At 40.7% G+C, this 20,300-nt stretch carries 17 protein-coding genes and 1 other annotated feature (1 of these 18 running past the window's edge); of the genes, 3 read left to right on the top strand and 14 right to left on the bottom strand.

Annotation, left to right across the window (positions count from 1 at the left end; genetic code table 11):
• Positions 1-162 (bottom strand) — a binding site (T-box leader) (it extends 112 nt beyond the left edge of the window).
• A 35-nt stretch (positions 163-197) separates the two neighbouring features.
• Together AB3Y88_RS08445 and AB3Y88_RS08440 are read right to left on the bottom strand one after the other, a co-directional pair.
• A complete protein-coding gene (locus AB3Y88_RS08445; protein WP_054757617.1) occupies positions 198-731 on the bottom strand; it encodes a GNAT family N-acetyltransferase in 534 nt (177 codons plus the stop codon).
• Positions 732-813: 82 nt separating this feature from the next.
• Entirely contained in the window at positions 814-1,536 is a 723-nt protein-coding gene (locus AB3Y88_RS08440; RefSeq protein ID WP_261907361.1) for a gamma-glutamyl-gamma-aminobutyrate hydrolase family protein, read from the bottom strand.
• Between the two features lie 515 nt (positions 1,537-2,051).
• On the opposite strand from AB3Y88_RS08440, the gene AB3Y88_RS08435 reads away from it, so the two are divergent.
• Complete coding sequence (locus tag AB3Y88_RS08435; protein WP_228888650.1) at positions 2,052-3,665, top strand: peptide ABC transporter substrate-binding protein; 1,614 nt, start codon at positions 2,052-2,054, stop codon at positions 3,663-3,665.
• A 565-nt stretch (positions 3,666-4,230) separates the two neighbouring features.
• On the opposite strand, the gene AB3Y88_RS08430 is transcribed toward AB3Y88_RS08435, so the two are convergent.
• From AB3Y88_RS08430 to AB3Y88_RS08400, 7 genes are all read right to left on the bottom strand, one after another.
• Complete coding sequence (locus AB3Y88_RS08430; RefSeq protein WP_056961554.1) at positions 4,231-5,055, bottom strand: hypothetical protein; 825 nt, start codon at positions 5,053-5,055, stop codon at positions 4,231-4,233.
• Positions 5,045-5,386 carry a PadR family transcriptional regulator gene (locus tag AB3Y88_RS08425; protein ID WP_054755888.1) on the bottom strand — a complete coding sequence of 114 codons (342 nt, stop codon included), beginning with the start codon at positions 5,384-5,386 and terminating at the stop codon, positions 5,045-5,047. Before AB3Y88_RS08425 ends, AB3Y88_RS08430 begins: the two co-directional genes overlap by 11 nt.
• A gap of 428 nt (positions 5,387-5,814) precedes the next feature.
• Positions 5,815-7,284 (bottom strand): APC family permease, encoded by a 1,470-nt coding sequence (locus AB3Y88_RS08420; RefSeq protein WP_056961556.1) that lies wholly within the window; start codon positions 7,282-7,284, stop codon positions 5,815-5,817.
• A gap of 470 nt (positions 7,285-7,754) precedes the next feature.
• Positions 7,755-10,451, bottom strand: coding sequence for a family 15 glucoamylase (locus AB3Y88_RS08415; RefSeq protein WP_228888652.1), 2,697 nt, complete (start codon positions 10,449-10,451; stop codon positions 7,755-7,757).
• A gap of 761 nt (positions 10,452-11,212) precedes the next feature.
• Positions 11,213-11,707, bottom strand: a complete 495-nt coding sequence (locus AB3Y88_RS08410; protein ID WP_056961558.1) for an NUDIX domain-containing protein — start codon at positions 11,705-11,707, stop codon at positions 11,213-11,215.
• A 130-nt stretch (positions 11,708-11,837) separates the two neighbouring features.
• Entirely contained in the window at positions 11,838-12,062 is a 225-nt protein-coding gene (gene lepB / locus AB3Y88_RS08405; RefSeq protein WP_056961560.1) for a signal peptidase I, read from the bottom strand.
• A complete protein-coding gene (locus AB3Y88_RS08400; RefSeq protein ID WP_054755885.1) occupies positions 12,022-12,318 on the bottom strand; it encodes a S26 family signal peptidase in 297 nt (98 codons plus the stop codon). Before AB3Y88_RS08400 ends, lepB begins: the two co-directional genes overlap by 41 nt.
• A gap of 268 nt (positions 12,319-12,586) precedes the next feature.
• Between AB3Y88_RS08400 and AB3Y88_RS08395 the strand changes: the two genes are divergently transcribed.
• On the top strand, positions 12,587-13,576 hold the full coding sequence (locus AB3Y88_RS08395) for an LCP family protein (RefSeq protein WP_054755883.1): 990 nt from the start codon (positions 12,587-12,589) through the stop codon (positions 13,574-13,576).
• A 98-nt stretch (positions 13,577-13,674) separates the two neighbouring features.
• On the opposite strand, the gene AB3Y88_RS08390 is transcribed toward AB3Y88_RS08395, so the two are convergent.
• Complete coding sequence (locus AB3Y88_RS08390) at positions 13,675-14,490, bottom strand: undecaprenyl-diphosphate phosphatase (RefSeq protein ID WP_056961562.1); 816 nt, start codon at positions 14,488-14,490, stop codon at positions 13,675-13,677.
• Between the two features lie 305 nt (positions 14,491-14,795).
• Here AB3Y88_RS08390 and AB3Y88_RS08385 point away from each other — a divergent pair, with 305 nt between their 5' ends.
• Complete coding sequence (locus tag AB3Y88_RS08385; RefSeq protein WP_056961688.1) at positions 14,796-16,088, top strand: D-serine ammonia-lyase; 1,293 nt, start codon at positions 14,796-14,798, stop codon at positions 16,086-16,088.
• A 171-nt stretch (positions 16,089-16,259) separates the two neighbouring features.
• Here the strand turns inward: AB3Y88_RS08385 and AB3Y88_RS08380 are convergent, their stop codons facing one another.
• The 4 genes from AB3Y88_RS08380 to AB3Y88_RS08365 all read right to left on the bottom strand — a co-directional run bounded on the left by AB3Y88_RS08380 (position 16,260) and on the right by AB3Y88_RS08365 (position 20,277).
• Positions 16,260-17,030 carry a VOC family protein gene (locus AB3Y88_RS08380; RefSeq protein WP_056961564.1) on the bottom strand — a complete coding sequence of 257 codons (771 nt, stop codon included), beginning with the start codon at positions 17,028-17,030 and terminating at the stop codon, positions 16,260-16,262.
• Between the two features lie 2 nt (positions 17,031-17,032).
• Positions 17,033-17,836 carry a pyrroline-5-carboxylate reductase gene (locus tag AB3Y88_RS08375; protein ID WP_056961566.1) on the bottom strand — a complete coding sequence of 268 codons (804 nt, stop codon included), beginning with the start codon at positions 17,834-17,836 and terminating at the stop codon, positions 17,033-17,035.
• A 529-nt stretch (positions 17,837-18,365) separates the two neighbouring features.
• Positions 18,366-19,613 (bottom strand): MFS transporter, encoded by a 1,248-nt coding sequence (locus tag AB3Y88_RS08370; protein ID WP_228888655.1) that lies wholly within the window; start codon positions 19,611-19,613, stop codon positions 18,366-18,368.
• A gap of 298 nt (positions 19,614-19,911) precedes the next feature.
• Positions 19,912-20,277, bottom strand: a complete 366-nt coding sequence (locus tag AB3Y88_RS08365) for a cupin domain-containing protein (protein ID WP_056961570.1) — start codon at positions 20,275-20,277, stop codon at positions 19,912-19,914.
• Positions 20,278-20,300 lie beyond the last annotated feature (23 nt).

Below are 20,300 nucleotides of genomic sequence, written 5' to 3'. Positions count from 1 at the left end.
ACCCTAACCCTGTAACGGGAGTACCCGTAACTGCCTAACACACGCTCGGCAGTAAGAACCCTAATTAAAGACCATCTTCGGTTAATCGCTGTTACCGTCTTACACCTAACGACGACTCTCTAAAAACAGCATCCTAACTTACTCATCTTCACGTTCATTTATTATTATCGGAATTATAATTCTTCCAACTGCAATTGTCAATCTTTTTTTGGTTGCATGCTTGCAACTTCACGTACACTTTGCAAAAGATTCAGGTCTTTCTTCATTGTGTACCAACGTTCTCCTGCATGCTGCGAAGCAGAAACACCCGCGTTATAATAGCCGTTGCGCTTATAAAAAGAAATTCGTGACGCTAAGCATGTCAAGATTATCTGCTGCCGCTCTTTTTGTCGTGCCACTTCTTCCAAAGCAAGCAGCAACTGACTACCGACATGCCTTTTTTGCCACTGAGGCGCAACCGCAATTGTTAAAATCATCTGATTTCCACCAACTGGCAAGTTCTTGGGAGCACGTTCATACATCCAATCTGCCAGCTCATTTTCCGCGACTGCTGGACCGCAAATAAATCCAATTACCTTTTCACCAGCACGTGCCACCAAAAAGGTATCCGTAAACTGTGCAATTCGCTCCAAATACTGTGTCCGCGTGCCGGCTTCTGCGGCAGAAAAGCCCGCCAGTTCAATTGCCATAACTTGCTCAATTTCTGTAAGTCGGACTGCTGTGATCTCCATCGCGCTTTGATCTTCCTTTCGCCTTGCTTAATTTTTAAAAGGACACCGTTAGCTTGCTAAAGTTCTCACCTTAGTTACGCAACTATGCCCGCAGGTGCTCTACAAAGTTATCAAAGATTTTCTGCATCTTAGAGTCAGTAACAACCTGTATTTCTGGATGCCACTGCACAGCAAGCACTTGATCATTAACCTGACTCTCCAAGCCTTCGATTACACCATCTTGAGCGCGTGCTGTGATTTTTAACCCCGCGGCAACTTGACGCACCGCTTGATGATGGTGGCTATTGACCAGCCAACGAGAACCAAATAAATTGTGCAGTCGCGTCTTGTCTTCAATCTGCACATAATGAGTGGGTTCCGTCGTTGGAGCAGCCTGAAAATGCCTGATCAACGGGTGCGTCGTCTTTTCATACTCACTCTCTAAGTCTTGATACAAAGTCCCACCCAAGGCAACGTTTAAAACCTGCAAACCGCGGCAAATTCCCAATGTTTTTTTACCAGCAGCCAATGCCTTTTTTGCCAAACTCAACTCTAAGCGATCACGCTGAATGTCGCTGAAACCCATTTTCACATGTGGCTCTTCTCCATAAAAAGAAGGCAACACATCTGGTCCGCCAGTAAAGAAAAAACCGTCGCAACTCTCTACATAATAATCCACAAAATCCCGCGCCTGGCTAGGGATCATCACTGGAATTCCGCCAGCTTTAATAATTCCCTTGACATCAGCTTCATTAATGTAATAACGGGCCGTTCCCTTAACGTTTACTACTCCGGCAGGAATACCTACTACAACTTGATTGCTCATAAAAACTCATCCATTCTTTCTAAAAAATCACCGTCTATGCAAAACTAAACCTTAAGCATTAATCAGCACCGCACTTAAAGTCCTCTTGCACCGTTATTTTTACCTGCTAATGCACCGTAAAACTCTAATTTTCATCGTACTTAGTACTATAGCAATCTTCTGTGTGAGATACAAGCTACCCCCGCTTAATTAATAACTTGTATCCCGCTAATAGTTTTAAGGACAGTCGGTTAATGATTGACAGATTGTAAGCAAACAATTATTCTAAAGATATTATCAACAAATCTGGAAGGGGCTTGCGCTAATGAACTGTAAACACGATTTCTTAACTGCTAGTTGTTGTCCATGTTGTGGAATGCATAACATGTTATTTGAATTGCAGTTCGTGAAGCGAAACGCCGTTATTTACTAGAAAAATTTTTTATTTTTCGCCGTAATAAAGCCTTCAGTCACGGACAGACTGAGGGCTTTTTAGTTTACTTGATAATCAGAGGTTCAATCAGAGGGGGAGTATCATGAAAAAAGGGCTATTAATATTAGCGAGTATTGTAATCACGAGTGTCGCACTTTTATCGGCTTGTGGAAAGAGCAATTCAACTAACGGAACGCAACAGGTCTTGAACGTCGCGACAAGTGCCGAAATGGCAACACTTAATACCGTCAAATACAGTGACACCACCAGTTTGGAGGCTTTACAGAACTCATTTGAAGGTCTCTATCGGTTCAATTCAAAAAACAAACCAGTCCTAGCTGGTGCGTCCAGCGTTACTGTCAGCAAGGATCAAAAAACTTATACTTTTAACCTGCGGAAAAATGCCAAATGGTCAAACGGTGACCCTGTCACGGCAGCAGATTATGTCTATGCTTGGCGTAAGATGGTTGATCCTGCCTCAGCCTCACCTAATTCTCAGCGCTTTGAACCGATTAAAAACGGAACCCAAATTGCTGCCGGTAAACTTACACCTGACAAACTCGGAATTCAGGCGCTGGGAAAATATAAACTGCAGATTACTTTGGAATCTCCCATCAGTTATTTTTCTGAGTTAATGACCGGAGCCCCCTTCTATCCGCAAGATGAAAAAGTTGCTAAAAAATACGGCAGTAGTTATGGAACTACGTCAGCTAAAGCAGTCTATAATGGTCCTTTCGTCGTAACTAACTGGACCGGCACCAACTTAAAATGGAACTATGTGCGCAATCAAAACTACTGGGACAAAAAAGCTATCAAATTAAAAAAGGTTAATGTGCAAGTGGTTAAAGATGCTGCAACCGGTGGGAATCTCTATCGCACCAACAAGCTCGATTATGTAATGCTGACGACTGATTACATCAAGCAATATCAGCGTACCTCCGGCTACCATTCGAAGCCGATTCCGTTGATTGGCTATTTGTCATTCAACACGCATCGCAGTGCAACTGCAAACGTGCATTTTCGCAAAGCAATTGCCATGAGCTTTAACAAAAAGACATTGGCCAACAACATTTTGCAGGTTGGCTCACCGTTAAATGGAATTGTTCCCAAGAACTTTGTCTACAACTCTAAAACTGGTGATGATTATCGACAAAATGCTGGAAATCTGCTGAGCTATAATTTAAAAGCCGCACGCGCGCAATGGGCACAAGCCAAGCAGGAACTTGGCAAAGATAAGTTTACAATTCAATTGCTGACTTCCGATACTGCTGATTCTAAACAGATCGGTGAGTACTTACAAAGTCAATTAGAGACAAATTTACCTGGTTTAACCGTTGAAGTTCGTTCAATTCCGCTGAAATCCCGCTTAGCTGCTACTTCAGCTTATAACTTTGACATTGTTTACGGCACATGGCAGCCTGATTATGCAGATCCAGTCAACTTTATCAGTGATGGTGGTCAGTATCATTTAAATGATGACTATCAAAACAGCAACTTCCGCAAGTTGTTAAATCAAGCTGCTACGACCTACGCCACCGATCCAGCCAAACGTTGGAACACCTTGATCCAAGCAGAAAAGCAACTGCTGCAAACAGATGCATTCACTGCTCCGGTCTATCAAGGCGGAATGTCGTATCTCCTGAAGAACAAAGTTAAAGGCTTGCAGATTTCACCTTATGGAACGGTACTGTTTTATAGAAATGTCGAGCTTAAATAACAGTTAGTTGAACTTTTTGCAGCAACTGCCGCACTCTTTATCTGCAACAGCTATAAAGCTGTGTAATTCAAAGCTAACCGAAACTTTTAACTTATGCAGCCTGTTTGTTTAACATAAAAAAGAGAGTGTGACATAAGTCGGGAAAATTTGAGTGCTAACTCGAAATTACGAACATAGCGAGTACTTTGCGATGAGTAATTTGAAGTTAGACGGAGAATTTTGACTTATGGAACACGTTTATCCGAATAAAAGCGGGGCTGTGACAAAAGTTAACTTTTGTCACAGCCCCTTTTTTGATTTACTCGGTTTCCCTGAAACGTGGACCAAAAGGCAATTAGCTACACTTAATCCCGTACGTCAGCTTTTCCATCCCGAAATTATCCGTCTGACGCTGTTAATGCTCGCTAACTAAATACCCTTTGTCTCACTCTCTTTTTTAAGTTTGTCTGTTCCAACAGCTTCAATTTTTTTAACTCAAATGAATGCTTTTAATTTTATATCAGTTTTAAAAATCAGAAATATTTAATTATCAACTGCTTAGTCGCCTGCTGAACTTTTTAACCTGCTACTTTTTATGTTTCCATATAAACAAACCCACAAGACACACAAGCAGCATTCCGATGAGCAGCACAAGGGGCCAAGTCCACACACCCAAGTCTAATTTGGCGGTCATAATATTTTTTGTCGCAGGAATTCGATACAACATTGCTAATAACAGTTGAAGCATCAGATAGATCGTTATAAAAATAAACGGTAATTTGGGACGCTGAATGCTAATCCAGATCAGACCGCCGATAAGCAAACTGCCAGCAACTAGCAGCACCACATGGTCCGCTGGTCTCACAATTAGCGATGTATGTACTAAATTTAACAGCATGACAATTCCAAGTGCCAGCATAATCCCACCATAGATGATCCCATTGAATACAGCTTCGAGCTTTCCGGTAGCTTTTAATGCAGCACTTCCAACACACCACAGAATCATAAACGGAAAAGGAACCATAACAGCTGCTTGCAACAACAAGCGCCCGACATCTAGGCTGCTCCCAGGCAAAACAAGGTCATTTAGGGTAAACATGCCAATCAGTTCAAACAATAAGCCAAATACAAATACAATAAAACCTTTGATATCATTGGGCATTGCTGCTAGCAATTCTTGGGCCTGAGCTTGTGGCGTTTTACCATAATACTCACGCGCGCTGATCCCATTTCTTTGAGCTTGTATTAAATCATTTAAAATCTCAAGTAGACTTGACTCAAGCACCATATCATTTTTTAAGGTACCGTGTCCGCGCATAAAAAGGGTTAAATTCTCATAATAGGCTTTATTTCCCGTTGATAGCTTGGCACGTTGTTGCTTATTGTCAGCAATTATTTTGTCAGCTTTCATTATTTTCCTCCTGAATTAGCCGTTCCACACTTTGAGAGAGAACATGCCATTGATTTGCAAAAGTTTGTTTTGCCACCACTCCAGCTGCAGTCAAAGAATAATATTTTCGGTTAGGACCATCTGGTGACGATTTCATCCGACTATTAAGCAATCCTTTCTTTTCCATTGTCATGAGCAGTGGATAAATCGTGCCTTTGGGGATCTCATCAAATCCATATTTGGAAAGAGCTTCTCCAATTGCGTAACCGTACAGTTCATTTTCAGCAAGCAAAAACAGCATGCAGCCTTGAAGAATTCCTTTTAACATTTGTGTATCGTTATCTTTAGCCACTATCTCACCTCACTAACATGTTTTACAAACTAGATAATACTCGTATTCAGCTAGTTTGTAAAGCATATTAGTTGAATAAGATTTTAGGTTTCTTTCCGCGATCGCTATTTTCAGCGCTAAATTTCTATTAATAAAGATCTTAATACGCAAAAATCCATCAAAGCAGCTTAATAGTCCGCTTTAATGAATTTCATTAATTCTCCCTGTTTGACCACCTTTTTAATCCGACCTCCTCCGAATTTTTAAATTGCTGCTGCCACTTAATCTCTGTGATCGTCCCCTGGTATTTTTTTTAAATGGTAACTGCGTCCAAAAATTACGAATGTAGTATACATATTTATACAGTTTTATCATAAAAAAAGCCTTCATCCTATAATTTATCAATCAATCTAAGGACAAAAGCTTTTTAAATTCCATCTTAAAAATATTTATTTCTCAGCAGAGTATTGATCCCCTTCACTACGCAACTTTCGCCGCTCTAACCGTGCCCACAGCGGCATAATTAAGCCTGCTCCAAACAGCACAAATACTGAAAAAAGATTCATCAGTAATTGTTGGTCGTATGCTGCCGTGGCGAATTTGACATCCTGAGGAATGAAGCTCAGCAGGGCACAGACCAGTGAGAACACAAAGCACCAACTGCCCACAGCTACTGCGACTGTTTTATTTTTAATGAATACAAACGCCGCATCAAATTTATCAGCCTGCAATCTTACCGCAATAAAAGCTAAAAAGACCCAGCAATTTTTAAAAGGAAACACAATTCCGTTCAAATTGAGCAGCCAGTTGAAGATTGAATTGATATCAGGCAAGGTTCCACTCATCAATAACAGGAAAAGACACAACCCGCTAGTTAAAACATAACTATTGATTGGGCGTCCGTTTTTATTGCGTTTACTCATCCAGCGAGGCATGAAGTCTGCCGCAGTATCACCAGCAATTACCCAGCTGGCCGCATCAAGCAGTACAGCTAATTGTGCCATCATATAAATCGCCTGCACAATCGCGAAAATAGCTAATAAAAAGTTCCCCAGCCCTAAACGTTGACCCAGTAATTGAAAAGCATAATATGAACCATTCATTTTAAGGTCGTGTGGCAAGTTGTTGGCGTTGAAGAAAATTGCAAGCGAGAGTGTTCCAAAAACCGTCAAAAAGGCGGTCATAATTGCAACTAACCACATTGCTTTGGGAAAGTCTCCTTTAGGGTTGCGCATGCGAATCAAATAGGGGGCAACAAGCTCCGCCCCACACACTGCAAACATTAAAAGACCGGTTGTAGAGAAATACTGCATACTAAAGTGGGGGATAAAAGAGCCTAGATTAAAAGGTTGCGTCGCAATTTTACCGCCATGCAACAAAGAATAACCAGTCATGACCACAAAAAGAACTGTCATCAAAAACATGGCACCTCCGCCAATTGTCGCCATGACTTCCATCGAATGTTTAAAAAAATTCTGTAACAAAATAAAAATCAGGATAATGATAAAAGTCAACAAGCCAAACGTAAAATTCGACATCTGTTTTCCTAAAGAATTGTCACCTGTTATCATCCATCCAAAGGAAACAACCACTGAATTTGCAACATCCACAATATAAGGCAGGCTAGCTGCCCAATACATCCAAGCTGTCCAGTATCCCAAAGTATCTGTAGTACTATGACGTACCCAAGAAGAAAGCCCACCATCTTCTTGTTCAGTAAAGGTTGCACCTAATTGACTAACGGACATCTCATAGGGAATCACGAACGTCAAGACCATAAATACCCATGTAAAAACAACTGATAAGCCTTGATTTTGCAACGGATAAAGCAGATCATCAAACCCGATAATCGTCACGAAATCCAAAAAAGCAATCACAGGCCAACTTATATAATGGCTCTTAGTAGCTAAAAAATTCATATTGTCTTATTACTCCTCCTGAAAGATTAAAGTTTGTAGGCACACTTAAACTTCAGGTTAGGCGGTTTGGCATGAAATAAGGTCCACAGTGCTTTCATTTGCTAAATTTCTCTTTTCAATTTATGCTAGTGTTTATTGTATAGGTAAAAAGTTGATTTGCAAAGCACCTTAAAAGTAATCCGGAATAAGTAAAGGAGCTAGACTAAAATTTCACTTTTAGCCCAGCTCCTCGCTATTTTATGCTGAACAAGCAAGTTTCATAAGTCAAAAACCCTTGTTTGAGACTACCCTTGAATTACACATTCATTCCAAAGGACGCCCGCTGTTCGCAATTTCGCGTTAATTTCAAACTTGATTAACTGATGACACATTCTCCGCCAAAGCAGGAATAACCTAAGATGCACAATAAAAAAGAGTTTCTGGGGTCAATTCCGCCTACTTAATTCTATCCATTATCTATAAGATTCGTCCTAATTACTATAATAATCATTAAGTGCCAACACATATGAACCCGAACCAAAGCCACCCATCGGGACTGAACCGGCATAATCTTGCGTGTTATAATCCAGCAGTTCCGGGATCAGTTCATAATTGGCCTGAGCCTGACTGGTCATCCAATCAAGCAGCACCTTGGCTTGTGACTTTTGACCCATTTTAGCCAGTGCACCAGCAATCCTTAAGTCAATAAAACCCCATTCTCTTGAATCGTACAAATCTCCATCTTGATCTCGCATATAACCTGGGGTACTCCCTGTTTTAATTCGCAGGTTAGCATTAAAAGCGGTGATCATCCCTTGGGCTAACGTCGAATTTGGTGCTACCATTCCAGTATTGATTGCCTCGACAGTTGATCCATCATTTTGATGAGCACTATCTCCCTTTCTTTCAAGTGATGAAGCAATTATTTGCTTTCCATTCTCTGTAACCACCAAGTTCTTCGTGACTGCTGTCTTGAGACTATCAGCTGCTGCAGTATACTTATGATAGTAATCTGTCAGTCCCAATCCCTTGGCCATTTCAGCTGCGGAATTCAATCCCGCCCATGTGGTAATGTTCGTAAAGGCAAATTGCTGCCGGGCTGGCGCATTCTTTAATACCGTAAAGGGCGTCCAGTGTTCCTCCCAAATTGACGAATCCGGTTGAATTAATCCAGTCTTTTTATCAACTAATTCTGTTAACAAGTCCGCGTCTTGGGCAGTAATCTTACCCCAATTTGTATTTTTGATACCTGCTTGAATAATCGGCTCTTGCTTGTTTTTCTCCTTAGTCAATTCGGCTTTTTTCGCAGCTAGCCACGTTGCTGCATTCGTCTTATTCTGAACTGCGGTGGCCAGCTCAGTCTGAGCCTGCTTGATTTGCTGCTTGGCTGCCTCAATTTGCTGTTTAGCAGTTGCAATAACCTGATTTTGTTTATTTAATTCCTGTGTAAGTTCATTTTTCTTGGCCTGTAACCAAGCCCGTGCCTTTTCTTTGTCTACCTGTGTCTGAGCCTGCTTTAATTTTACTTTAGCAGTCTTAACAATCTCTTTTTTCCGCTCAATCCAGCCCTGTGCCGCTTTGAGCTTGGCTTTTTCACTTGTAATAAGTGCCGTTTGTTTATCTTTTTGCTGAGTATCGGCTGTCTTTTTGGCATCTACTTGATTTTGTGCCTGCTCTAATTTACTTTGAGCATCGTTCACAATTTGCTGTTTGCGATCAATCCACTTTTGCGCACTTAAAACTTGCGGATTATTCAGCAAAAAGCTGTAATCTCCGGTCTTTTTGACATAATCATTCAGGACCCACAAGACCAGTCCCCAGCCATCAAATTCTATATTCGGTCCTTGATCATTGTAGTCTGAGTCCTCTGACCCATCTCCGAAATAACGGCACACCGATAACAAATAATTTGCACTTAACTTTGTATTCAACCCATAGGTCGGCGCAGCTTGATTCGAATTCTCAAGATAGTTCTTCTGGTAATAATTATCACCGCTTGAATCTTTACGCATCGCCGCATTCAAGAAGAAATTCAAAGCTGCTTTTGCCTCTTGATAATGTCCTGAATCAATCAGTGCTTTAATTGAATACGAACCATCACGTACCCAGGCGGTACTCCACTCCCCAGGAATCAAACTCGCCAAGACTTGCCCATTTCCTGTCCCTTTTTCTCTAACCTGAGACATTTTCAAAACAGCAGTTGATTGGCGATAAGTAGCCTGTTCTTGAGCAGTCATCCCGGCTGGCATCTGTTCATGCGCATGCCAATTCTGCCACCAAGTCTCTTCTTGCTTCAGTAAGGCTTCTGGTCCTTGTTGTAAAGCGGTTTGTGCATTGGCATCCACCGTCTGAGCTAGGGCAGCTTCATTGCCGTCTTCTCTTAGTCCAATCACAACACCAAACCATTTGCTTTGCCCAGTCGCTAAGGTCACATCTTTGTTCTCAAAACCTGCAACTAGGTCATCTCCGGTCTGCTGGGCAGTGTTGTTCAAATCCGCATTGTTATCTAAAAATGTCCGCGGTACATTTGTGCCGTTGCCAGCTTGATACGCTTGATTTTGCGCAACCAAATTCTTATAAATCGCAAAGCTGCCGGTTGTATTATTAAACTCTTTAAGATAATTATTTGAAGTATTATAGGAAGTTTCTTCATTTTTTGTGCCGTAATCACTGCCCATATGCATATTTTGCTGCGAGAAGACTCCAAGTTTGCTCGTTGGACCGTTATTTGTAACCTTTAACAGCAGATAGACTAATGATGAGCTGCCATCATCTGTGCCGGAAAAGGGCGTAAAATAATAACTGTCAAAGGAGAAATTACCGCTACTTTGTGCCGCGTGAATAATATTCGTTCCGTTTACGTATTCGGCTTTATTTACAGCAACTTGATCGAGCCAAGTCGGTTTATTGTTATCAGTTTTAAAGCCAAAATAGGCATCATACAGATAATTAGGAGTCGTACTGCCTTCTTTTTCGTGTGAAAAAATATGATGCTGAAATCTAGTCATTTTTCTTTGTGACTGCGAATATATCCCTGCACTGATTCCATTTGAGGTTGTCAGTTGATCCCATGAATTATGCCCGGTATAATCAGCAGCCTTAGCTGTCTTAGATAAACACATAAAAGTTGCTAAAATTGTCATCCCCCAAACAAACAAAAATTTATAATACTTTTTAGTTCTAAGCATTACACATTCCCCCAATAATGTTTACGATTTCAAACCCGTTCCCTTCTTTTGCCCTTCAGTTACTTCACAATTCTAAGTTTAATTTTCCTCCTCATAAGATAAATTTTCATTCAAGCGCTGCTTTTAACTCAAGACTGTATCACTTGAATGCTTAATTATGAAATAACAGATACACTACTATAGATGTAAGCAAATTTGGCGCCAAATATAAAGGAGTGTGAGCTGCAGCGTCTAGTCTCCGTAGACTAAGGTCAGAATTATGCGGTAACCTGGGATTGGTTACAAGTAATTCTAACTTAGTCTTAGGAGGCTGCTGCAGGGAACACGTTCAAAAAAGTGCGAGCTGCAGCGTCTAACATCCGTGAACTAAGGTCGGAATTATGCGGTAACCTGGCTAATTTAATAAGTGTGCTAGTTATCCTGTTCAGTGTATTATTTTAAAGATAGTGTATCGTAAAAAAAGCCTTTTTTTGAATATCTGTATCATCACACTACAAAACTAAAATTAATGAAGGAAGGTAGCTGATGGAAACCATTTCCCCCATAATAAAACGGGGCTGTGACAAAATTTAACTTTTGTCACAGTCCCTCTTTTATTCCGTATAAACGTGTTCCATAACCCAAAATTCTCCGTCTAACCTCGAATTACTCATAGCAAAGTACTCGCTATCTTCGTAATTTCGAGTTAGTACTCAAATTTTCCCGACTTATGTCACACTCTCTTTTAATTTTATTTTATAATCTACACCGTCATATGCTGTCTAATCCCCTGGTTCACGCAACCAAGGCTGCGCGCTGGTTTCATTTTCAGTTAAAATTCGGTGCATTGTCTTTTGCGCTTGGGGTACAAACATTTTGGGTTCAGGATTCACCGGCACAAACTGCAGATCAAGTGTTTCTGTCCCATCTTTGCGCAATACTCCACCAACTTTTCTAACTTCAAAACCAACCCCAATCGTTTCTTGTGCATCGCCCCAAGAATTCTTTTGGGTGATATTGGTCGAGATGCCCAAAACACGTGTGACCTCAACATCCAGATTAGTTTCTTCTTTAAATTCGCGAATTACTGCTTGGGTAGGAGAATCACCATACTCTAAATATCCACCTGGAAACCCCCAACCAACTTCAGAATCCCAACGTTTCTCCAGTAAAATTGCATCATGTGCTTCATTCCACAAAACACCGTAAGCCGAAACAAAGATCATTCCTTCATGACCCACTTTTTCACGCATTCTTGCTATGTAATTTTTATCCATTGTCGTCTTCCTTCTATGTCAAATAACTTTTAACTTCAGTAACGCAGCTCCATGTATTCATTTTAGCTTACTTTAAATGTGCTTTTCAACATCTTCACTTCTTTAAACTTGCTTCTTTGAATTTTCCCCCTTAATCAACTTCCGCTGCATTTACCTGCACCTGCTTTGCTGCCCAAAATGGGGCTCGCACCACCCCAATTACCTTCTTTTCTGGAACAAAACCGTAATAACGACTGTCATTAGAAATATTTCGATTATCGCCTAAGACAAAATAGCTATTTTTAGGAACTGTAAATTCCTTATTTTCAAAAATTTTAACTCCGGCAGCTTCCGGATAGCTCGCCTGGCAGCCCAATTACCCGCTTAACATAGATCGTTTTTGCAGTAGTAGCTTGATTTTTTTCAATTCCCTGTGCATAAAAAGAAATCACTGTATTATGCCTGACTTTTGCTTTATTCAGGCGATAGACAACTTCATCGTTTCTCAATGTAGGACTCATTGAACTTCCAGCGATTACCTGCATCCCAAAGAATTGGTTAATGATCAATGCCATCACCAGTCCAACTAAAATGGGAATCACCCAGTCTCCGATCTGTTTAATCCGCCTCAATTTATTCTCCCTACTCCTTCTTTGCAAACTGCCAACTGCTCTTTCTAGTCTGTTTAGTTTGCTTTTCCAACTCTTTCAAGTATATCTTGCAACTGATAGAATTTCAATTTGCTCAGCATTTCACCAACCTATGCGGATAAAATTCAAAATTATTTATTTAAATAAGCGTAAAGAAACATGCTTTTTTTTAAATAAAATGATCTGTATCCATCAAAAGTAAGGATTAGTTCTAGGATAAGCGTAAAAGGTCTATTTTGGGGGCAGAAAATTGCAGCAAAGAAAAAAAGAATTACAGCGCACACACCAGTTCCTGCACAAGCATGCAGCACTGTGGTGTGGTTTATTAGTAACTTTATTACTCATGGTGGCGGCTGGTATGCTGGTGTGGCACCAATTAAATCCTAAAACCCATTTCAATAATCTAAAAACGGTCGCGCACAATCACACTCAGGTCCATCAGGCCAAAGGGACCTTTAATATCTTGGTAATTGGATCTGATGAACGGAAAAATCAAGTTAGCGGCCATACCGATTCCATGTTGTTAGTCCATGCTGATCTAACTAAAAAGCACTACACCATTATGAGTATTCCACGTGACTCACGCATCTACTTAAATAACTTTGGGTATACAAAATTAACTAGCGTACAAGCTGTCTATCAAGCAAAGTATGGTGCTAAACAAGGTGCTTTTCGGGCTGTCCAAGCAATTTCAAGTTATCTAGATGTTCCTGTGAATTATTATTTAGAAACTAATTATACGGGTTTTCGTTCTATGGTTCACGCAGTTGGGGGAATTACCATGAATGTGCCTTTCAATGTCACTCTCACGCATCCATGGTATGCTGAAGATTATAATAAGTTGATTACTGCTGGAAATCACAAATTAACTGCTAAGATGGTCACCGAAATTGTTCATGAACGCGATTCGGTACCTGGAACAGATTTTGGACGTCAACGCCTTCAAGAAGCTGCCCTGCTTGGGATTGGAAATAAGATCAGCGATCCGCTTAACGCTTTCAAAGTCCCAGCACTCGTCAGTTCAATTTCACAATTTCTTGTTGCCACTAATATGAGTAAAACCGATATGATTAGTATTGGGTTGGCTATGAAAAGTAATTTTAATGCTAAAAAACAAGTCCGTTATTTACAGCTTCAAGGAAAAGACACGGTTCTTTATGATGATGTATTGCAAAATTACAATGATGAAATCGTCCTTGAACGTTCGCAGTTGCACAAAATCATCACACAAGATTTTTAAAGGAATCCCGTCTTTAACATAAAAAGCTGCATGTGCACTTTGGTTTGTACCAAAGATTGCACATGCAGTTTTTTTACTCAAATTCGCCTTAATTACTTTTATGCCAAAGACTTAAATAACAAGACTCCGGCACCCATCACAATACAATATAGCGAAAAAGGCCCCATCGTATTGATTTCTTTGCGGTTGAACCAATGCATCAGAAAGTAAACACTTAAAAATGCAAAAAAGCCTGCGACAACGCCACCCGTCACCGAAAGTCCTAATAGTCCCGCCGGATGATGTTGAATTAGTTTAGGAATCTCTAACACTGCTGCCCCGGCAATCACTGGTGTTGCCAGTAACATTGAAAATCTAGCAGATTCTTCATTTGAAAGCCCCAGCCAAAATCCGGCTGTCATGCTAGAACCCGAGCGTGAAAATCCTGGAATCAATGCAAAAGATTGAAAGATGCCCACGATAACTGCTTGCCACCAGGTCAACTCTTCCAGCTTCTTGGTTCCTTTTTGTCGAAAACGTTCTCCCAAAAATAACAGGACCCCATTCACTATTAAGAAACTCGCTGCAAGTCCAACATTACTAAAGGCTTCGGTAATCCTCTTTTCAAACAATGCACCTAAAATAACCGCCGGAATTGTTCCCACAACGATTAACATCAGTGTCTTTTTTGAATCCCGTGTAAAAAGTGAACGAATAATCTGATACCAGTCTTTTCGAAAATACAATAATAATGCAAGCGTAGTCCCCACATGCATCATTACGACAAACTCCAAGAAGTTATTCTTCAAAAACTCTTCACTAAGATTCCAACCAAATATGTACGGTACGATCACTGAATGTGCGACACTGCTGATTGGAAAAAGTTCTGAAATTCCCTGCACGATCGCTAAAATAATTGTTTGTAAAAAATTCATTGTTTCTTCCCCCTTATGCAGTCTCATTGTAACCTAATGACCGCCACAATCAGGTAATTACTAAGGTTTCTTAAACAGATTTGCATTATTTTATAAATCTTTAAGCTATTATGCAAACATACCCGCCGTTGCCACTTTCCAAGTTATCAAAGTTGATTTTAAATAAGTCTAACAATTCAGAAAAAAAGCCTTATCGTGGTTCTTCAGTATATTTCAGCGTATATTAACTGTGTACAACCATTACGCCATCAGGCGGCTGAAAAGTACTGGTTTTAAAATCAAGCAAGAGAGAGGATTCGGTAATGATGGATACGCGATCACTAATTAAAAAATACCCACAAGTACGTGCTCTAATGAATAAAAATCCGCTTTTTTGGCGTAACCCTGATTACGGACAGCAAGCTGCTTTGCCATTCTCTCAAGCAGATCTTTTTGATGCAGTTGCACGCTGGGAACGCTTTGCTCCTTATCTAGAAAGAACTTTTCCAGAAACAATTGCAACACATGGAATCATTGAGTCACCCTTAATTCGACTTGAGCACCTGCAGGAAAGCTGGACCGAGCTCAATTCCTTGGGACTAAACGGAAAACTTTTTCTCAAGGCTGACAATCAGCTACCGATTTCTGGGTCAATCAAATCTCGTGGTGGAATCTATGAGATTTTAAAATTTGCTGAACAGATTGCTATGGTTGAAGCAGATCTCGTCTATCAGGACAATTATCAAATCTTAGCTTCTGCTAAATATCGCAAACTTTTCGCAAACTACGGCGTAATTGTCACTTCAACTGGAAACCTTGCACTAGGCGTCGGTATCGTAGCAGCTGCTTTTGGCTTCAAAACTACTGTTTATATGTCACATGATGCTCGCCAATGGAAAAAGGACAAATTACGCGCAAATGGAGTCACAGTCAAGGAATTCACAACAGATTTTTCCCACGTCATTACCCAAGCCAGAGCAGATGCCAGCCGTGATCCGCGAATTCACTTCGTCGATGATGAAGGTTCAGCTGACCTTTTCTTAGGATACGCCGTTGCAGCTGTTCATTTGCAAAAGCAGCTCCAGCAACACCATATTAAAGTTGACTCAACTCACCCAGTTGTCGTCTATCTGCCCGCTGGTGTCGGCGGTAGTCCGAGTGGAGTCACCTTTGGTTTAAAAACCATCATTGGGCCCAATATTCATGCGGTCTTTTGTGAACCAACCCACGTTCCTTCTGTCACTTTAGGAATGATGACTAAGCTGAATGATCAAATCTGCGTGCAAGATATTGGTCTGGATGGCTTAACTGCTGCTGACGGTTTAGCCGTTAGCCGACCTTCACGCTTAGCTGGCAACATCATGCGAACCCTGCTTTTCGGCAGCGTCACATTTGCAGAGCCTGATATCTTTCGTTACGTCGCACAGTTGATGGATACGCAGCAAATCGCGGTTGAACCTTCAGCTGCTGCGGGTTTCACCGCAATTCCTACGATTACCAAAAATGTCTCTGCATTCAATACCCCAGATACAACTCATATTGTCTGGGCCACAGGTGGCAATCTGCTTCCTGAAAACGAAAAAATTGCTAATTACATTCAAGGAAAAGCTTTACTATGAAAGTAGTAAACAGCGTTAATTCTCGTGCTGCAATTAAAAAGTAAAAATTTCAAAAATAAAGCTGTAGGCGTCCAAATAAGAAAATATACTAAAAAAGACCGCGCCTTTAGAAATAACACAACGCTCTGTTATTCCCAAATTCACGAATCCTTTTGTTCAATTATTCAGTAATTACTCAAAAAACAATTGTGCCTCTCCTAATTTAATTGACTGCCCTTTTAACTTACCCTGCGCACCTGTAAAATGAAGTGTACTCAAATGATTAGCTGTTCCCGCAACAAATTCAAAAGTTCTTTCTTGGACTGGAACTTCAAAGCCCGCTGAACCTTTGACAACAGAACTTGCCAACAATGTGGCCCATTTTTGTGCAACTTCTTGCGGCCGCGTAACTGTAAAGGTCGCCGCCACCACTTTCAAGTCGCCTGCTGGATGACTTTGGATTAATTTTTGCTCCCTTAACTGTGCAATCCTTGCGGTGTCTGGACTTTGCCAATCAATAAAAAATGGATAAGGCATTCCTTCAATTTGACCATCAATAAAGAAAATTTTCCACCTAATTAATCGCTGCTGCTCATCCAAACGTTCGCCTTGTTCAATAGGACTGACTGGAATTCCAGCAGCTTTTAGCCGGTGCCACGTAGCTTGCAAATCAGTGCTGCGAATCGCAACCGTATTCAACCGTTGTCGCTGCTGCTTGAAGTCTTGCACTGCATCATAAACGGCAGCCGCTTCACTGCGGGTGAAAGAATCAGCCTGCTCTTGGTCAAAAACACTGATCAGTTCAATATAATTAATCCCAAAATACCCTAATGCGTTAGCAGTGCCCCATGCTTGATGCTTCCCTCCGCGCTGAAAGATAATTCCGTGCTTAGCAAAAAGTTGGACTGCTTCGTCCAGCGACTGTACATTAATCATTGAATGATCCCAGTTCAAGTGCTCCATTATTAATGTTTCCCTCCTAAGTCTGTTGTCCGTTGAATCGCCGCTAAAACTGCATTTTGAACTCCAGCTGCAAAGTCACTTGCATCCAATTCATGCTGCGCCGCGATCCCAACCCCACCAGCAGAGTTGTTAATATCTAACAGTTCATAAGGATGTTTGCCACTGATTTCAAGCATCCGGGCCGCTCCTTTGAGATTCTCTAATGCGACTGCATTGGCCTGTTTTCGCGATAATCCGCCTAGAACACCTGCATTGGTCAATGCAATAAAAAAGTTATAAACGTAATTCGGTCCTGCAACTCCATACCCTGTATAAATATCGAGCTGTTCTTCCGGAATGTAATCGACTTTGCCAAAGCTCGTTAAAAATGGTTCGATTATTTTTTGATTTGCGCGTGCAGAGCGGGTGACCCCGCTGTATCCAAAACCTGTTTCTGTCAATGTATTAGGAATAATCCGCGTCAAGGCTAACTGAACCTTAGTTGCCGCTGCAAGTTGCTGTAAAGTGACTCCGGCAATAATTGAAATCACTTGAGCTCTAGGATTTTCTTTGACAATTGTTTTTAAAATTGCATTCCAGTCATCTTGTGGACGAACTCCCAGTAAAATGATTTCTGCTTGCTGCAAAGCTTGGGTTGTCGTCACCGCCGCTGTGATATTGTATTTTTGCTGTAAGTAAGTCACCCGTTGTTCATTTATATCAGTTACAAAAGTTGTTTCAGGTGCAAGTGCCTTGTTCTTTAAGGCAGCACGGATAATCGCTTCAACCATTTGTCCGCCGCCAAAAGCATAGAGTGAAATCGTCATGCATCAGACCTCCCAATTCATTTTAATCTTCTAGATTGTAAAGAACTTCAAAAACATCAACCATAACCTTCTTCTAGTACCCAGCAAAGAATCTTTGGGTGTACCACTTGTTATTACAACCACCTCCTTGAATTTCGCGATATCTGTTTTACTAAAGCACTTTTTTGCTTATGCACCCACTGGCATTCTTTCAAAATAAAAAGCTTCCGGCCTTGACTGCTGAATTGCTAGTCAAGGGACGAAAGCTTTCGTGTTACCACCCTAGAATCATAACCCACTCACATGAATTACCTCAACGACACCTTTGATGCCAGGGATGATAACGGATCCTTCCGTGATCACTGCGTTAACACTAACCAATTCGTTCAGAGTTCATCTTCACAACACCGTTCCTAACTGTCTTTCACCGCACAACAGCTCTCTTTAAAAGAACAAGTCCTGCTACTCTTCTCTGCATAACTCAACTATTAAGATTATCATTGATAATATCACTAAAATTCAGATTTGCAAGCGTCACTTTCTAAAATAATCATTTAGCTTTTGCTGGAAATATCCAGTTAGCAATTATTTTACGTTGCACAAGCAGCACCACACTCACTAAAAATAGCGCTAAAAGCCCACATGCCGGAAATCCCCAACTACCAGCAGCTAAGTCCATTACTGCGCCAACATACAAACTTCCAAGTGGGGTTGTTCCTTGATTCAATAAGACATAAACACTCATAATCCGCCCACGAAGTTCATGCGGAATTCCAACTTGAAATGAAGCATTGGATTGATTTAAGAAAATCATATTACAAAAACCGACTAAGATCATTATCACGCTTGCCAGCCAAAAGCTCCGGACAAACAGCATCAAGGATTGCAAAAGCATTGTTCCAAACGAAACAACTAGGTAGAGGCGGCGATTAAGTCCATACCGCGCTAAATAACTCATAATAAAAGCGGCCGCAAGTGAACCGATTCCAGTCGCAGAAAGCAAGTTGGCATAGGTTTGTGACCCAGCGTGCAGCACTTCTTCAGCATAGATTGGAATGATTACGTTGTTGTTGAAATTCAACGTGCTGATAATCAACATCATAGTCGCAACTAATTTGAGCTCCGAATGCGAAAGGACATAGTGAATTCCTGCCAAAATATCACGTAGCATTTGAGGCCTTTTATGTGTCTGAATAACTGCAGGAATATTCTCGATGCGCGCTAACCCAAAAATAACAGCTAGATAACTCACGGTATTAATAAAAAAACACCACGTGATTCCAAACTGCACCATCAAAATTCCAGCAAGAGCTGGACCGGCAATTTTTGCCAAATTAAAAATCGACGAATTCAGCGAAATTCCATTTAACAAATCTTTTTTGCCCACTAATTCAACTACGAATGACTGCCTCGTTGGTGTGTCAAAGCTTTGTAAAATTCCCATCCCAAATGCAATTGCCAGAATTTGCCAGTACTGTACTACTTTAAAATAGACGATCAAAGTCATTAAAGCTCCTAAAACTAAAAAGCCACACTGAGTTATCAGCAAAAGCGTCCGTTTGGGAAAACGATCAATCAGCGTCCCCGCTATTAAAGTTAATCCAAGCAGCGGTAAAAATTGACAAGCTGCCAGCAAACCCACTAAAAATGCAGATTTGGTCATTTGATAAACCAACCAAGTCTGAGAAGTTCGTTGAATCCAAGTGCCCATAACTGAAATACACTGTCCAGTCCAAAAATAGCGAAAATTTCGCGATCTAAGTGCCGCAAAGGTATTTGCAAAAAAATGAGTCTGCATTATTCACACCCCACTAATTCTGTTCTTTACTTTTACTATCTTAACCCTAACTAGCGCTATGGGGCATTTTAAGAACTTTTTTAAGAGACTTAGCTAAGTTTCACTTTTAAAATGGCTGTGCACCTTTTTTAGCTTTACTTTATCTAACAAGCTTAGTGACTTATTAAGCCTAGTATCGTGATACAATGCCATTTAACGTCAAAAAACAGTCAGACTGAAAATTGCGTTTGCATCTTCAATCTGACTGTCTCTCTAATTCCTAAAATGGACATTTAAACTAGGTAAATTCAGCTAGCAATTAAATCCAAACATCATTTTCCGCGGTCAAAGATCCGGTTGTATCTCCAGTGTTCAATACGCCCTCTGGTTCAATCAACAAAATTTGGGCTTCTTCTTTTGCATATGGCTTATGCTCTTTTCCTTTTGGAATAACGAACATTTCGCCTGCCGCTAAGTTAACGTTGCCATCCCGAAAATCGATTCTAACATTACCTGTGAGAATAATAAAAACTTCATCGGTTGTATCGTGTTTGTGCCACACAAAATCATTTTGAATTTTAACAACTTTAAACTGATAATTGTTCATCTGAGCAATAACTTTAGGTGACCATTGCTCAGAAAATTTGTTTAGCTTTTCGTTAAAATTAAGCGCTTGATAATTCATCTTGTGACCTCCGCAATATTTAG

This window comes from Liquorilactobacillus satsumensis (assembly GCF_964065465.1).
Classification (GTDB): Bacteria; Bacillota; Bacilli; order Lactobacillales; family Lactobacillaceae; genus Liquorilactobacillus; species Liquorilactobacillus satsumensis.
Note: the sequence above shows the minus strand (reverse complement) of the source record. Positions and strands in the feature narration are given on the sequence as shown.